General features: G+C 66.8%; 13 protein-coding genes and 1 pseudogene. 11 read left to right on the top strand and 3 right to left on the bottom strand.

The features are described from left to right. Positions 1-120: 120 nt before the first annotated feature. The 11 genes and pseudogenes from nosR (at position 121) to SF06_RS19070 (ending at position 12,069) form a co-directional block, all read left to right on the top strand. Positions 121-2,253 (top strand): transcriptional regulator NosR, encoded by a 2,133-nt coding sequence (gene nosR, locus SF06_RS15305; RefSeq protein ID WP_234703336.1) that lies wholly within the window; start codon positions 121-123, stop codon positions 2,251-2,253. Between the two features lie 59 nt (positions 2,254-2,312). Continuing rightward, positions 2,313-4,199: a TAT-dependent nitrous-oxide reductase gene (gene nosZ, locus SF06_RS15300; protein ID WP_027591322.1), complete on the top strand. Its 1,887-nt coding sequence runs from the start codon at positions 2,313-2,315 to the stop codon at positions 4,197-4,199. Between the two features lie 108 nt (positions 4,200-4,307). After that, positions 4,308-5,612: a nitrous oxide reductase family maturation protein NosD gene (locus SF06_RS15295; protein WP_027591323.1), complete on the top strand. Its 1,305-nt coding sequence runs from the start codon at positions 4,308-4,310 to the stop codon at positions 5,610-5,612. Then, positions 5,609-6,529 (top strand): ABC transporter ATP-binding protein, encoded by a 921-nt coding sequence (locus SF06_RS15290; protein WP_027591324.1) that lies wholly within the window; start codon positions 5,609-5,611, stop codon positions 6,527-6,529. The genes SF06_RS15295 and SF06_RS15290 overlap by 4 nt, the downstream gene beginning before the upstream one ends. Beyond that, positions 6,526-7,356 (top strand): ABC transporter permease, encoded by an 831-nt coding sequence (locus SF06_RS15285; protein ID WP_027591325.1) that lies wholly within the window; start codon positions 6,526-6,528, stop codon positions 7,354-7,356. The genes SF06_RS15290 and SF06_RS15285 overlap by 4 nt, the downstream gene beginning before the upstream one ends. 32 nt (positions 7,357-7,388) lie before the next feature. After that, the gene (locus SF06_RS15280) at positions 7,389-7,946 is read left to right on the top strand and encodes a nitrous oxide reductase accessory protein NosL (protein WP_039562462.1); all 558 of its coding nucleotides are present in this window, start codon (positions 7,389-7,391) and stop codon (positions 7,944-7,946) included. A gap of 10 nt (positions 7,947-7,956) precedes the next feature. After that, positions 7,957-8,115 (top strand): twin-arginine translocase TatA/TatE family subunit, encoded by a 159-nt coding sequence (tatA, locus tag SF06_RS15275; RefSeq protein WP_027591327.1) that lies wholly within the window; start codon positions 7,957-7,959, stop codon positions 8,113-8,115. A gap of 835 nt (positions 8,116-8,950) precedes the next feature. Further along, positions 8,951-10,141, top strand: coding sequence for an NnrS family protein (locus SF06_RS15270; protein WP_027591924.1), 1,191 nt, complete (start codon positions 8,951-8,953; stop codon positions 10,139-10,141). A gap of 89 nt (positions 10,142-10,230) precedes the next feature. Then, a complete protein-coding gene (locus tag SF06_RS15265) occupies positions 10,231-10,974 on the top strand; it encodes an SDR family NAD(P)-dependent oxidoreductase (RefSeq protein ID WP_039562461.1) in 744 nt (247 codons plus the stop codon). Positions 10,975-10,980: 6 nt separating this feature from the next. Further along, a pseudogene (locus tag SF06_RS19075) lies at positions 10,981-11,619 on the top strand (methyl-accepting chemotaxis protein); the annotation flags it as partial. 42 nt (positions 11,620-11,661) lie between these two features. After that, the gene (locus SF06_RS19070; RefSeq protein WP_413786126.1) at positions 11,662-12,069 is read left to right on the top strand and encodes a CZB domain-containing protein; all 408 of its coding nucleotides are present in this window, start codon (positions 11,662-11,664) and stop codon (positions 12,067-12,069) included. Positions 12,070-12,081: 12 nt separating this feature from the next. Here SF06_RS19070 and mapR read toward each other — a convergent pair whose 3' ends face one another. The 3 genes from mapR to sodC all read right to left on the bottom strand — a co-directional run bounded on the left by mapR (position 12,082) and on the right by sodC (position 15,597). Continuing rightward, positions 12,082-13,485: a GntR family transcriptional regulator MpaR gene (gene mapR, locus SF06_RS15255; protein ID WP_039562459.1), complete on the bottom strand. Its 1,404-nt coding sequence runs from the start codon at positions 13,483-13,485 to the stop codon at positions 12,082-12,084. A 53-nt stretch (positions 13,486-13,538) separates the two neighbouring features. Continuing rightward, positions 13,539-14,939, bottom strand: a complete 1,401-nt coding sequence (gene ccoG, locus SF06_RS15250) for a cytochrome c oxidase accessory protein CcoG (RefSeq protein ID WP_027589880.1) — start codon at positions 14,937-14,939, stop codon at positions 13,539-13,541. Between the two features lie 139 nt (positions 14,940-15,078). Further along, positions 15,079-15,597, bottom strand: coding sequence for a superoxide dismutase family protein (gene sodC, locus SF06_RS15245; protein ID WP_027589879.1), 519 nt, complete (start codon positions 15,595-15,597; stop codon positions 15,079-15,081). Between the last annotated feature and the right edge of the window lie 99 nt (positions 15,598-15,696).

Raw genomic sequence — 15,696 nt, 5'->3', positions numbered from 1 at the left:
CTTGATTGATATCAAGCGTGCCTCATGTCAGTGGGGCCTACCATGACCACACAGAAACCAGCATTTGGTAAGACCATGATTTATATGGGTTTTTGGCTTGAAAGGGTGCGTCGCGCAGGAATGCCGGCGTTATTTTTCCTGCTGCTGATGGCGCTGGGAGCGCCGCAGGTGGTTCAGGCCAAGGACTACGGCGCGCTGGAGCGCGAGCGCATCGACCTGGTCTTCCCGGAGGCCACGGCGGTGTCCGAGCCGGAAGGCGACTACGGCGTGCGCACCATCCGCCAGGGTGACGAGGTGCTCGGCTACGCCTTCCAGAGCATCCGCGTCACCGACATGCCGGCCTACTCCGGCAAGCCGATCAACCTGCAGATCATCCTCGACGCCACGGCGACCATCCGTGATGCCTACATGCTCGAACACCACGAACCCATCGTGCTGATCGGCATTCCCGAGCAGAAGGTCCACGACTTCAACGCCCACTACACCGGCATCAAGGTCGACCAGCGCGTGGTGGTCGGCCGCTCCGGCGACAAGAGCGCGGTGACCATCGACGCCGTGACCGGCGCCACCGTGACGGTGATGGTGATCAACGAGATCGTCATGCGTTCCGCGCACACCGTGGCGGTGGACCTGGGGCTGATCGAGGCGGGCGCCAGCGCGCGGCCGAAGATCGCCCTGGTGCGTGACGTCTACCAGCCGAGCAACTGGGCCGAGCTGACCGGCAACGGCGCCATCCGCCGCATGCACCTGACCCGCGGCCAGGTGGACGATGCTTTCATCGGCACCGAGGCCGAGGGCGTCGAGGTGGCCGCGCCTGAGCAGCGTGACGAGACCTTCATCGACCTGTACGCCACCCACCTGAATGTGCCCACCATCGGCCGCAACTTGCTGGGCGAGCGCCAGTACGCCGAGCTGATGGCCGAACTCAAGCCGGGTGAGCACGCCTTCGCGGTGCTGGCCAATGGCGAATACTCCTTCAAGGGCTCGGGCTACGTGCGCGGCGGCATCTTCGATCGGGTGCAGCTGCGCCAGTTCGGCGACATCATCAGCTTCCGCGACCTGGACTTCATCCGCCTGTCCGACGTGTACGCCGAAGGCATGCCGGACTTCTACGAGATGGCGATCTTCATCGCCCGCGAGCAGTACCGCTTCGATCCGGGCTCGGCCTGGAACCTGGAACTGCTGGTGCGCCGCCAGGTCGGTCCGGTGGAGAGCATCTTCACCAGCTTCGAGATGCCCTACCTGATGCCCGAGGACTACATCGAGCGGCCGCCGCTGACCGCCGAGGAGCTGGCCGCCATCGAGGAAGCCAACCGTCCGCTGTGGGTCAACATCTGGTACCAGAAGAGCTTCCAGATCGGCGTGCTGTGCGCCGCCCTGGGCCTGCTGACGGTGATCCTGTTCCTGCAGGACAAGTTCACCCAGAAGCCGCAGTTCCTGCACTGGCTGCGTCGCGGCTACCTGATCTTCACCGTGGTGTTCATCGGCTGGTACGCCCTGGGTCAGCTGTCGGTGGTCAACGTGCTGACCTTCGTCCACGCGGTGTTCCAGGATTTCCGCTGGGAGCTGTTCCTCACCGACCCGATCATCTTCATCCTCTGGGTGTTCACCGCCGCCAGCATCCTGCTGTGGGGCCGGGGCGTGTTCTGCGGCTGGCTGTGCCCCTTCGGCGCCCTGCAGGAACTGCTCAACGAGCTGGCACGCAAGATCAGGATCCCCCAGTACGAGCTGCCCTTCGCGGTGCATGAGCGCCTGTGGGCCATCAAGTACATCATCCTGCTGGCGCTGTTCGGCATCTCCCTGGAATCCATGATGCTGGCCGAGAAGGCCGCCGAGGTGGAGCCGTTCAAGACCGCCATCACCCTGAAGTTCGACCGCCAGTGGTGGTTCGTGCTCTACGTGGTGATCCTGCTGGTCGTGAACCTGTTCACCCGCAAGGTCTACTGCCGCTACATCTGCCCGCTCGGCGCGGCCCTGGCGGTGCCCAGCAAGTTCCGCCTGTTCGACTGGCTCAAGCGTCGCAAGGAATGTGGCAACCCCTGCCAGCTGTGCGCCGTGGAATGCGAGATCCAGGCGATCCACCCGGATGGGCACATCAACCACAACGAGTGCCACTACTGCCTCGATTGCCAGATGACCTACCACAACGACAACAAGTGTCCGCCGCTGATCAACAAGCGCAAGAAGCGCGGCAAGAAGGCCGCTCCGGACGCTCCCGAACTGATTCCCGCTGTACAGGTGACTGAACCCTGAGTCTTGCTCGCGCGAGGTTCGGGAAAGGCGAAGTGTTGTACCCATAGGAGCAAAACCCCATGAGCGACAAGCAAAACGAAAAGGAAGTGAAGGGCGGTCTCAGCCGTCGTGGCTTCCTCGGCGCCAGCGCCGTGACCGGTGCCGCGGTGGCGGCCACTGCCTTCGGCGGCGCGGTGATGTCCCGCGAAACCTGGGCAGCCGCGGTCAAGGAAGCCAAGAACAAGGTGCATGTGGCACCGGGCGAGCTGGATGAGTACTACGGCTTCTGGTCGGGCGGCCACCAGGGCGAAGTGCGCGTGCTGGGCATTCCCTCGATGCGCGAACTGATGCGTATCCCGGTGTTCAACACCGATCCGGCCACCGGCTGGGGCATCACCAACGAAAGCCGCAGCATCATGGGTGAGTACTACCCGAACGGCGACTGCCACCACCCGCACATCTCGATGACCGACGGCCGCTACGACGGCAAGTACCTGTTCATCAACGATAAGGCCAACACCCGCGTCGCGCGTATCCGTCTGGACATCATGAAGACGGACAAGATCACCAGCATCCCGAACGTCCAGGCCATCCACGGCCTGCGTCTGCAGAAGGTGCCGCACACCAAGTACGTGTTCTGCAACGGCGAGTTCTTCATTCCGCACCCGAACGACGGGTCCAGCTTCGACCTGCAGGCCGACAACAGCTTCACCTGCTTCAGCGCGGTGGACGCCGAGACCATGAAGGTGGCCTGGCAGGTCATCGTCGACGGCAACCTGGACAACACCGACGCCGACTACACCGGCCGCTTCGCCGCCTCCACCTGTTACAACTCCGAGCGCGCCCTGGACCTGGGCGGCACCATGCGCAACGAGCGTGACTGGGTGGTGGTGTTCGACGTGCACGCCATCGACAAGGCCATCAAGGACAAGAAGTACGTGATGATGGACGGCGTGCCGGTGGTCGACGGCCGCAAGGCCAAGAACAGCCCGTTCACCCGTTACATCCCGGTGCCGAAGAACCCGCACGGCTGCAACACCTCGCCGGACGGTAAGTACTTCATCGCCAACGGCAAGCTGTCGCCGACCTGTACCGTGATCGCCATCGACAAGCTGCCCGACCTGTTCGCCGGCAAGCTGAAGGACGAGCGCGACACCGTGGTCGCCGAGCCGGAACTGGGCCTCGGCCCGCTGCACACCACCTTCGACGGTCGCGGCAACGCCTACACCACCCTGTTCATCGACAGCCAGCTGTGCAAGTGGAACATCGATGAAGCCATCCGCGCCTACAAGGGCGAGAAGGTCAACTACATCAAGCAGAAGCTGGACGTGCACTACCAGCCGGGCCACAACCACGCCTCGCTGACCGAGTCCCGCGACGCCGACGGCAAGTGGGTGGTCGTGCTCTCCAAGTTCTCCAAGGACCGCTTCCTGCCGGTCGGCCCGCTGCACCCGGAGAACGACCAGCTGATCGACATCTCCGGCGACGTGATGAAGATCGTCCACGACGGCCCGACCTTCGCCGAGCCGCACGACTGCATCATGTGCCGTCGCGACCAGATCAAGACCAAGAAGATCTGGGACCGCAAGGATCCCTTCTTCGCGGACACCGTGGCCCGTGCCAAGAAGGACGGCGTCAATCTGGAGACCGACAACAAGATCATCCGCGACGGCAAGAAGGTCCGCGTGTACATGACCTCCATGGCACCGTCCTTCGGCATCACCGACTTCACCGTCAAGCAGGGCGATGAAGTCACCGTGACCATCACCAACATCGACCAGATCGAGGACGTGTCCCACGGCTTCGTGATGGTCAACCACGGTGTGAGCATGGAAATCAGCCCGCAGCAGACCTCTTCGGTCACCTTCACTGCCGACAAGCCCGGGGTGTTCTGGTACTACTGCAGCTGGTTCTGCCACGCGCTGCACATGGAGATGATGGGCCGCATGATGGTGGAAAAGGCCTGACGGCCGGGCGAGGGCCGGACGGCTGAATGTCCGGCCCTCTTGCCGTGTACGCGGCCGGCGCTGATGATCGCCGGCCGCCTCCCCGCCTGACCCTGAAGAGGTATCGAGTTGCTCAGATCTCAGGCTGTACACGGGGCGCTGTGTGCCCTCCTGTTTTTCGCGGGGTCCGCGCTGGCGAACCCGCGCCCGATTACCGACCTGCCGCTGCGCGCGGAAGGCGACAACCGCTGGACGCTACCGGCCGGCGAATATGTCGGCAACTTCCGCATCGACCGGCCCCTGCACCTGCGTTGCGAGCCTGGCGCCGTGTTCAGCGCGGCGGGGCAAGGCAACGCGCTGTCCATCGGTGCCAGCGACGTGCTGGTCGAGGACTGCGACCTGCGCGACTGGGGCCACAACCTCACCGACATGGACTCGGGCATCTTCATCGAAGGCGGCGCCAAGGGCGTGACCCTGCGCAACAATCGCCTGCGCGGCGTGGGCTTCGGCATCTGGGCCGACCGCTCGGAAAACGTGCACATCCTGGACAACCAGGTCCATGGCGAGCCTTCGGTGCGCTCCCAGGACCGTGGCAACGGCATCCACCTGTTCATCGTGAAAGGCGCCGTGGTGGCCGGCAACCAGGTGCGCGAAACCCGCGACGGCATCTACATCGAGACCTCCAACGGCAACCGCATCGAGAACAACCTGCTGGAAGACCTGCGCTACGGCATCCACTACATGTTCTCCAACGACAACCATGTGACCGGCAACATCACCCGCCGCACCCGCACCGGCTACGCGCTGATGCAGAGCCGCAAGCTGACGGTGATCGGCAACCGCTCCGAGCATGACCGGAACTACGGCATGCTGATGAACTACATCACCTACTCGACCATCAAGGACAACTTCGTCACCGACGTGCAGGCCGGCGACACCGGCGGCGACAGCATGATCCAGGGCGGCGAGGGCAAGGCGCTGTTCATCTACAACTCGCTGTTCAACGTCATCGAGCACAACCACTTCGAGCACAGCAACCTGGGCATCCATCTCACTGCCGGCTCGGAAGACAACCGCATCGTCGACAACGCCTTCGTCGGCAACGAACAGCAGGTCAAGTACGTGGCGGTGCGTACCCAGGAATGGTCCGCCGACGGGCGCGGCAACTACTGGAGCGACTACCTGGGCTGGGACCGCAACGACGACGGTCTGGGCGACGTACCCTACGAGCCGAACGACAACGTCGACCGGCTGCTGTGGATGTACCCGCAGGTGCGCCTGCTGATGAACAGCCCCGGCATCGAACTGCTGCGCTGGGTGCAGCGCGCCTTCCCGGTGCTGAAGTCCCCCGGCGTGCAGGACAGCTTCCCGCTGATGCAGCTGCCCACCGAATCCTTGTTGAAGAAAGAACCCGCACAGGAGCCGCTGTCATGAAGGCCGTCGATATCCAGGGCGTCAGCCAGCGCTACGGCAGCATGACCGTGCTGCACGATCTGTCCCTGCAGCTCGCCGAAGGCGAGGTGCTCGGGCTGTTTGGCCACAACGGCGCCGGCAAGACCACCACCATGAAACTGATCCTCGGCCTGCTCGCCCCCAGCGAGGGCCAGGTGCGCGTGCTGGGCCAGGCGCCGAACGATCCGCAGGTGCGCCGCAGCCTGGGCTACCTGCCGGAGAACGTGACGTTCTACCCGCAGCTCACCGGCCGCGAGACGCTGACCCACTTCGCCCGCCTGAAGGGCGCCGACCTGTCCCAGGTGAACGCGCTGTTCGAGCAGGTGGGCCTGGCCCACGCCGCCGACCGCCGGGTGAAGACCTATTCCAAGGGCATGCGCCAGCGCCTCGGCCTGGCCCAGGCGATCCTTGGCACGCCGCGCCTGCTGCTGCTCGACGAGCCCACCGTGGGTCTCGACCCCATCGCCACCCAGGACCTCTACCGGCTGATCGACCGCCTGCGCCAGCAGGGCACGGCGGTGATCCTCTGTTCCCACGTGCTGCCAGGCGTGGAGGCGCACATCAACCGCGCGGTGATCCTCGCCAAGGGCCGCCTGCAGGCCAGCGGCAGCCTGGCGGCGCTGCGCGCCGAGGCCGGTCTGCCCGTGCGCATTCGCGCCAGCGGCCTGGCCCAGAGCGACGGCTGGGTGCGCCGCTGGAGTGAGGCGGGCCATGCGGTGCAGGCCATGGGCGAGGCGGGCCTGGAGGTGCAGGCGCACAACGGCCACAAGGTCGAGCTGCTGCGCGAGCTGCTCGGCGAAGCGCAACCCCATGACCTGGAAATCCTCCAGCCCTCGCTGGAAGACCTGTACCGCTACTACACGACCCGCGCCGACGTTCGCGAAGAGGGCAGACCATGAACCCGATCTGGAATATCGCCAGCAAGGAACTCAGCGACGGCCTGCGCAACCGCTGGCTGCTGGCCATCAGCCTGCTGTTCGCCGTGCTTGCTGTGGGTATCGCCTGGCTGGGCGCCGCGGCGGCCGGCACCGTGGGCTTCACCTCGATTCCCTCGACCATCGCCAGCCTGGCCAGCCTGGCCACCTTCCTGATGCCGCTGATCGCGCTGCTGCTGGCTTATGACGCCATCGTCGGCGAGGACGAGGGCGGCACCCTGATGCTGCTGCTCACCTATCCGCTCGGCCGTGGCCACATCCTGCTCGGCAAGTTCGTCGGCCACGGGCTGATCCTGGGCCTGGCGGTGCTGATCGGCTTCGGCTGCGCTGCGGTGGCCATCGGCCTGCTGGTGGAGGATGTCGACCTCGGCATGCTGTTCTGGGCTTTCGGCCGCTTCATGCTGTCCTCGACCCTGCTTGGTTGGGTGTTCCTGGCCATCGCCTACGTGCTGAGCGGCAAGGCCAGCGAGAAGTCCACCGCCGCCGGCCTGGCGCTGGGCGTGTGGTTCCTGTTCGTGCTGGTCTTCGACCTGGCGCTGCTCGGCGTGCTGGTGCTCAGCAAGGGCGCGTTCAGTCCGGACCTATTGCCCTGGCTGCTGCTGCTCAACCCCACCGACCTGTACCGGCTGATCAACCTGGGCGGCTTCGAGGGGGGCGCCAATGCCATGGGCGTGATGGCCCTGGGCAACGACCTGCCCATGCCCACCGCCGCGCTCTGGCTGTGCCTGCTGTTGTGGGTCGGCCTGCCGCTGGCGCTGGCCTGGCGGGTGTTCAAGCGCCGCCAGGTGTGATCCGTTTCTTTGAGTGCCCCTAGGAGTCCCGAATGAAGTCCCTGTACCTGAGCGGCGCCCGCGCCCTGTCCATCGCTGTGCTGAGCTTCGGCCTGGTCGCCTGTGGCGGCGAGGAAGAAATTGCCAAGACCTTCGACCCGGTGGCTTTCCACCCGGATGACGAATGCCACGTGTGCGGCATGATCATCGAGGAATACCCCGGCCCCAAGGGGCAGGCGGTCACCGACAAGCAGGCCCGCAAGTTCTGCTCGGTGGCGGAAATGTTCGGCTGGTACTTGCAGCCGGAAAACCAGCACCAGAACTTCACCCTGTACGTGCACGACATGCAGCACGGCAGCTGGGATGAGCCTTCCGACGAGCACCTGATCGATGCCAGGCAGGCCTACTTCGTGGTCGCCAGCACCCTGCAGGGCGCAATGGGCGCCGCGCTGGCCAGCTTCGCCGACGAGCATGCCGCCCAGCAGTTCGCGGCCGAGCAGGGCGGCCAGGTGCTGCGCTTCGCCGACATCGACCAGGCCCTGCTGCAAAACGCGGCCGGTACCATGCACGGCATGCCCCATGGCATGTCCCACGGCATGCAACATCACTGAGGAATTCCCCATGTTTGGCATCAGCATCTGGCAGCTCCTGATCATCCTGTTGATCGTGGTCATGCTGTTCGGCACCAAGCGCCTGAAAAGCCTGGGCTCCGACGTGGGCGAGGCCATCGGCGGCTTTCGCAAGTCGCTGAAGGACGACAAGGAAGGCAGCGCCTCGTAGGGCGGACAACGCTTCACCTGTCCGCCGCCTGGCACCCCGTCGATACCGCTGTCTGGCGGACAAGAACGACGTTGTCCGCCCTACGTCTTGCGGCACCGTAGGGCGGACAACGCTTCACCTGTCCGCCGCCCGGGCGCCCGCCGATACCATGTCTGGCGGACAAGAAGGGCGTTGTCCGCCCTACGCCCTGCGGCCCCCCGTAGGGCGGACAACGCTTCACCTGTCCGCCGCTTGGCACCCCGCCGATACCGCTGTCTGGCGGACAAGAATGACGTTGTCCGCTACGTCTTGCGGCCCCCGTAGGGCGGACAACGCTTCACCTGTCCGCCGCCTGGCACCCCGCCAATACCGCTGTCTGGCGGACAAGAACGACGTTGTCCGCCCTACGTCTTGCGTCCCCGTAGGGCGGACAACGCTTCACCTGTCCGCCGCTTGGCACCCCGCCGATGGCGGACAAGAACGACGTTGTCCGCCCTATGTCTTGCGGCCCCGTAGGGCGGACAACGCTTCACCTGTCCGCCGCCTGGCACCCCGCCGATACCGTTTTTGACGGACAAGAACAACGTTGTCCGCCCTACGCCCTGCGGCGCCTCTCAAGTTGCCTTCTTTTTTCCGAAGCTGATTGCAATCAAGTCGCAACGATACGCTCGCCCGGTAAAAATACGTCACCGCGACCGGTTTCCGGCGCGGCATGTGAGTCCCGTCTTTAGTGAACCGTTGGGTCTGCTCGATTATGCGCACGGACGCTCGCCAGGTTGTCGCCTGGCGCCGTGCCCTCGTGCCGACCCGCGGTCGCTAGCGGTAGCGGGCGCAACAGCTTGTCAGGAGGCCTGCCATGCAAGTCATCGATCGGCGCAAGGCGCTGAGTATTCCGCCCATCTGGCGCTTGGCCTTCCGGCCGTTCTTCCTCGCCGGCAGCGTCTACGCGCTGTTTGCGGTTCCCCTGTGGATCCTGGCCTGGGGCGGCCTGATCCCCGACTGGCAACCGGCGGGCGGCTGGCTGGCCTGGCACCGTCACGAGATGGTCTTCGGCTTCGCCACCGCCATCATCGCCGGCTTTCTGCTCACCGCCGTGCAGACCTGGACCGGCCAGCCGAGCCTGTCCGGCAAGCCGCTGGCGGTCATCGCGCTGATTTGGCTGGCCGGGCGCCTCGGCTGGCTGCTCAACCTGCCGCTGGTGGTACTGATTCCCCTGGACCTGCTGTTCCTCGTCGCCCTGGCCGTGCAGATGGCCCGCTTGCTGCTGGCCGTGCGGCAGACGCGCAACTACCCCATCGTGGTGGTGCTCAGCCTGCTGGCCGCCGCCGATGCGCTCACGCTGGCCGGGCTGGCCAACGCCCAGGACGCCTGGCAGCGCCAGGGCAGCATGGCCGGCCTGTGGCTGGTGGGCGCGTTGATGACGCTGATCGGCGGCCGGGTGATTCCCTTCTTCACCCAGCGCGGACTCGGGCACGTCCAGCAGGTCAAGGCCTGGCCCTGGCTGGACTGGTCGCTGCTGGTCGGCACCGCGCTGATCGGCGTGCTGCATGCCTTCGGCTGGGCGCTGCAGCCGCAGGCGCTGATCGGCGTGCTGTTCCTGGCGCTGGCCGCCGGGCACCTGCTGCGCCAGGCGCGCTGGTACGACACCGGTATCTGGGGCGTGCCGCTGCTCTGGTCGCTGCACCTGGCGATGTTCTGGCTGGTGGTGGCTTGTGCGGGGCTGGGGCTCTGGCACCTGGGCGTGCTGCAGCTGTCCAGCCCCTGGCTGCACGCCTTCACCGTCGGCTCCCTGGCCGGCCTGATCCTGGCGATGATCGCCCGGGTCACCCTCGGCCACACCGGGCGGCCGCTGCAGCCGCCGGCCGGCATGGCCGCCGGTTTCATGCTGCTCAACCTGGGCACGGTTGCACGGGTATTCCTCACCCAGACCTGGCCGCTGCACGGCATGTGGCTGGCGGCGGCCTGCTGGGCCCTGGCCTTCGGCATCTATGCCTGGCAGTACGCGCCGATGCTGTGTCAGACGCGGGTCGACGGCCATCCCGGCTGAGTCGACCGGTTCTTTCCTGATTGTTCGCCGCCCGCGCTGCGGGCGGCCTGACCGAGCCCCGGTGCCAGCACCGGAAGCGGGAGGTGGTGATGAAGATCGAATTGGAGAATCGCCTGGCGGTGATCACCGGAGCCAGCTCCGGGATCGGCCTGGCCCTCTGTCGGTTGCTGCTGCAGGGCGGTGCCCGGGTGCTGGCGTTTTCCCGCACCCCGGGCGGCCTTGGCGAGCTGCTGTCGGTCTACCCGGACCAGCTCGTCTGGCAGCCGGGCGACGTGACCAGCCAGGAAGATCTGCAAGGCCTGGCGCAACGGGCGGCCAGCCTGGGGCCGGTGGATTTCCTGGTGCCCTGCGCGGGCCATGTGGAACTGGCCAGCGCGCTGGACCTGGCCGCCCAGGAGCGCCAATGGGCCGTGAACGGCGCCGGCGCGCTGAACACCCTGGCGGTGCTGGCCAATCAACTGGCGACCCAAGCGTCGGTGGTATTCCTCGGCAGCTTCCTGTCGCGCTGCACCTTCGCCGGGCTGGCCGGACACATCGCCGGCAAGGCCGCGCTGATGGCCCAGGCGCGCAACCTGGCGAAGGAGTTCGCGCCCCTGCAGGTACGCATCAACATGGTGTCGCCGGGGCCGACCGCCACCGGCTTCTGGGAGCAACTGGGCCTCAACGACGACGAGCTGGATGCCCTGGCCGAACAGGTCGGCCGCCGGCTGTTGCCCGGCCATTTCCTCGAGGCCGCCAGTGTGGCGCGGGTGATCGTGTTCCAGCTCAGCGAAGGCGCCCGTGGCGTCTATGGCCAGGACTGGGTGGTGGACAACGGCTATACGCTGGGTTGATGACGCATGTTCAAGTGGAAGCGGGAAGCCGCCCAGTGGCGGGATGAATGCACCCGCCTGCGCGGTGAGCGGGATGCGCTGGCGCAGCGTGTGCGGGCGCTGGAAGAGGCTCAGGCGGCGGCACGCGAGGCCGCCCGGCAGCAGCAGCGCCGGCAGGCGTTCCAGCAGGGCCTGGCCGGCCATCTGTCCAGCTTCGGTGACTCGCTGGGGGCGCTCGGCGACTCCTTCGACTACCTGGCCGGCCAACTGGCGCGTGACCGCGGCGATGCCGACCGGGTCGCCGAGGCGGCGCTGGACAACCAGCGCCAGTTCGACGTGCTGCAGGACCGGGCCTCGGACATGGAGAGCGGCCTGCACGAGGCGGCTCGCCAGGTGGAGGCACTGACCGGACGTTCCCGGGAGATCAACCGCATCGTCGAGCTGATCGCCGGCATCGCCGCGCAGACCAACCTGCTGGCCCTCAACGCGGCCATCGAGGCGGCGCGCGCCGGCGAAGCCGGGCGGGGGTTCGCCGTGGTGGCCGGCGAGGTGCGCCAACTCGCGGAAAAAAGCGCCCAGGCCACCCAGGAAATCGTCGCGCGCATCGGCGAGGTGCAGAGCAATATCGACGAGGTCAACCAGTGCATCGAGGCGCAGGGCCGCCAGGCCCGGGGCTTCAGCGACACCACCGGTGCGGCGGTGACGGCGATGCACGGGCTGCACGCGCTGGCGCTGCGCATGCGCCAGGGCATCGAGGCGTCCGCCCGCCGCGCGGCCATCGAACGCGCCAACCTGGATGAGCTGGGACTGAAGTTCGTCGTCTACAACCACCTGCTGGGCAACGGCGCCGACACGCCGCAGCTGCCGGATGAGCACGCCTGCCGCTTCGGCCAGTGGTACTACGCCGAGGATCGTCGCGACCGCGAGGGCGCGCTCCGGCAGATCGAGGCACCGCACACCGCCGTGCACGACGAGGCCCGGGCCGCGCTGGCCGCCTACGATCGCCAGGCCCTGGAGGACGCCCTGCGGCACCTGGGCGGCATGGAGCAGGCCAACCGCGAGGTGATGCGCATCGTCAACCAGCTGGTGGCGGAGCGCGAAGCGCACGGTGCCTAGGGGGCATCGCCGTCAGAAGGAGTGCAGGATGCGCCCCAGCACGTCCATGGCCCGCTCATGGACCGGGCTCCACGGATGGCCGTGGTTGAGCCGGGCACAGTGGCCGAAGCCCTGGCTGGCGGAGAAGATCGGCCCCGGCGCCAGGCTGATGCCCTGGGCCAGCGCCAGTTTGAACAGCACGAGCGCGTCGACCTGTTCGGGGAATTCGAACCACAGGAAGTAGCCGCCGGTGGGCTGGGTGACCCGCGTGCCCGCCGGGAAGTGCCGCGCCGCCGAGGCCAGCATCGCGCCCTGCTGCGTTTCCAGCGCGTGGCGCAGGCGCCGCAGATGCCGGTCGTAGCCGCCATGCTGCAGGTAATCGGCGATCGCCGCCTGGGCGGGAACCGACGGCGACAGGGTGGTCATCAGCTTGAGCTTGGCGATGCGCTCGGCATAGCGCCCGGCCGCCACCCAGCCGACCCGGTAACCCGGTGCCAGGCACTTGGAGAACGAGCTGCAATGCAGCACCAGCCCCTCGTCGTCGAAACTCTTCACCGGTCGGGGCGGCTGGTTGCCGTAGTACAGCTCGGCATACACATCGTCCTCGATCAGCGGCACCTGGTGGCGCTTGAGCAACTGGCAGAGTGCGCGCTTCTTGTCGTCGTCCAGGCTCGCGCCGAGCGGGTTCTGCAGGCTGCTCATGAACCAGCAGGCGCGGATCGGCATCCGCTCCAGGCGCTCGGCCAACTGGTCGAGATCGATGCCGGTGCGCGGATGCACGGGAATCTCCACGGCCTTGAGCTGGAGGCGTTCCAGTACCTGCAGGCAGGCATAGAAAGTCGGCGACTCGATGGCCACCAGATCGCCCGGCTGGGTGACGCATTGCAGGGCCAGGTTGAGGGCTTCCAGCGCGCCATTGGTGATGACCAGCTCCTCCAGCGTCAACATCACACCATGCACCATGTAGCGCAGGGCGATCTGCCGGCGCAGGTCGGCATTGCCGGCGGTCATGTCGGCAATCACCTCGTGGGGCGACAGGTGGCGCAGGGCGTGGGCCATGGAGCGCGCCAGGCGTGGCAGGGGGAACAGGTCGGGGCTGGGAAAGGCCGAGCCGAACGGCACCGTGTGCGGGTCCTTGAGCGAGCCCAGCACCGAGAACACCAGTTCGCTGACGCCGACCTCGGTGGCCTGCGCCGACGGCGGCCCCGGCTCGGGCATCGGCAGCGGGCCCTGCTCGCGCACGTAATAGCCCGAGCGCGCCCGGGCCTGGATCAGGCCCCGGTCCTCCAGCAGGTAATAGGCCTGGAACACCGTGGACGGGCTGACGCCGTAGGTGCGGCTGGCATGCCGCACCGAGGGCAGCTTTGCGCCAGCGGCCAGCACGCCGGTGTGGATGAGTTCGGCGATCTCGTCGGCGAACTTTTCGTAGCGCTTCATGCGGTCCTGATCCGTTGCTGGGTCGGCGGCACTCTAACAGGCCGCCGGCGGTGTCAGCGCTGCGGTGCGATGAAGGTGGAGGGCGTGTCGACCCGGCGCTCGGGATGATCGAGGTCGCGCAGCGCGAAGCGGATCTCCGTGGTCATGCCCTGTCCCCGGTCCGAGACGCGGGTGATGCTGACCGGAATATCCAGGATCTCGCCGGCCGCCAGCCGGAACTCGGCCGGCGCGTTGAGGCGCAGCGCGTCGCCGGCGTCCAGCGCCAACTGGTAACGGGCCGGGCTCTGGGTCTTGTTGATCAGCTTGAGACGGTAGATGTTCTCGATCTGCCCCTCGGTGTTTTCCCGGAACAGGCCACGGTCGCGGGTCACGTCCAGCGACAGCAGCGGCCGCGCGGCCAGCGCCCAGATGAACAGGGCGATCATCACCGACAGGGCAATGGCGTAGCCGACCAGGCGCGGACGCAGCCAACGGGTGCGCCCGCCGTCCAGTTCGCGTTCCGAGGTGTAGCGCACCAGGCCGCGCGCATAGCCCAGCTTGTCCATGACGGTGTCGCAGGCGTCGATGCAGGCGCCGCAGCCGATGCATTCCAGCTGCAGGCCGTCACGGATATCAATGCCGGTGGGGCAGACCTGCACGCACAGCGTGCAGTCGATGCAGTCGCCCAGCCCGGCGGCGCGCGGTTCGCTGTCCTTGCGGCGCGCTCCGCGGGGCTCGCCACGGGCGCTGTCGTAGGCGATCAGCAGGGTATCGCGGTCGAACATCACGCTCTGGAAGCGCGAGTAGGGGCACATGTCGCGGCAGACCTTCTCGCGCAGCCAGCCGGCATTCAGGTAGGTGGCGGCGGCGAAGCCGACGACCCACAGCACGCCGGCATCGAGCAGCCGCAGCTCAAGCAGGTCCTGGAGCAGGCCGCGAATCGGCGTGAAGTAGCCGACGAAGGTCAGCCCGGTGACCAGGCTGATGCCCAGCCACAGACCGTGCTTGGCGCCGCGCTTGCGCAGCTTATTCCATGACCAGGGCGCCGCGTCCAGCTTGATGCGCTGGTTGCGGTCGCCCTCGGTGACCTTTTCCACCCACATGAACACCCAGGTCCACACGCTTTGCGGGCAGGTGTAGCCGCACCACACCCGGCCGGCGGCCACGGTGATGAAGAACAGGCCGAACGCGCAAATGATCAGCAGCGCCGACAGCAGGATGAAGTCCTGCGGCAGGAAGGTGGCGGCGAAGATGTGGAACTGGCGGTTGGCCAGATCCCAGAGCACGGCCTGGCGGTCGTTCCAGGTCAGCCAGACGGTGCCGAAGAACAGCAGGAACAGAAACCCCGAGCCGAGCATGCGCAGCGTGCGGTAGCGGCCGGTGAAGCTGCGGGTGTGGATGGCGCCTTCAAGCGGGCGAGCCGGCTTGCCGGGGTCGATGGTCTCGATGACCCGGGCAGGGATGCGTTCGTTCATGGGAGGTTCCCGACAGTCGTAATGGGCTGCGGGAATGATCGGGGGCGGGTTGGTTTAAAAACAGGCTCAGGTTTTTGATAAAAAACCGTATCAGATGGAGCCGGCGGGACCTTGCGTCCCGCCGGCGGCAGCGCCGCTGCTACTGAATCACCCCACAGGCCACCCGGGCTCCGCCGCCGCCCAGCGGCTGCGGATGATCGGCGTGGTTGTCGCCGCCGGCGTGCACCATCAGCGAGCGGCCCTTGATCGCCTCTTCTTTCTTCAGGCGCGGGGCCAGCACCGGCTGGCGGGCGTTGCCTTCCTCGTCCACATACAGGGCCGGCAGGTCCCCCAGGTGGCCGTCGCCCCACGGCGTGCCGTGCTTGCCGGTGTTCTGCGGGTCGTAATGCCCGCCGGCGGCTGCCGCCGCGGTGGCGGTGCCGTTGACCTCGGCCGGTTCGCAGCTGGGATTCTGATGCACATGAAACCCGTGCAGCCCGCTGGGCAGCCCGTGCAGGTTGGGGGTGAACACCAGGCCGTATTCGGTGGTGGTGATGGTGACCTCGCCCAGCGCCTGACCGACGCCATGGCTATCGACCGCGTTCAGGGTGACGGTGGTATCGGCAACGGCGGCGCCGCTGCCAAGCAGCAGGGCCAGCAGGGTGATGTTCGGCTTCATGGGCTCTCCTCAGAGGGGTTGTGAACCCAGAGAGCATAGCGACGGGATCGGGAATCGCCGGCGCTCGACGATGAACCCGGTGGGAGATTCTATGTTGCC

Source organism: Pseudomonas flexibilis (assembly GCF_000802425.1).
Taxonomy (GTDB): domain Bacteria; phylum Pseudomonadota; class Gammaproteobacteria; order Pseudomonadales; family Pseudomonadaceae; genus Serpens; species Serpens flexibilis.
The sequence above is the reverse complement of the archived record's forward strand: the minus strand, read 5'-3'. Positions and strand labels throughout refer to the sequence as shown.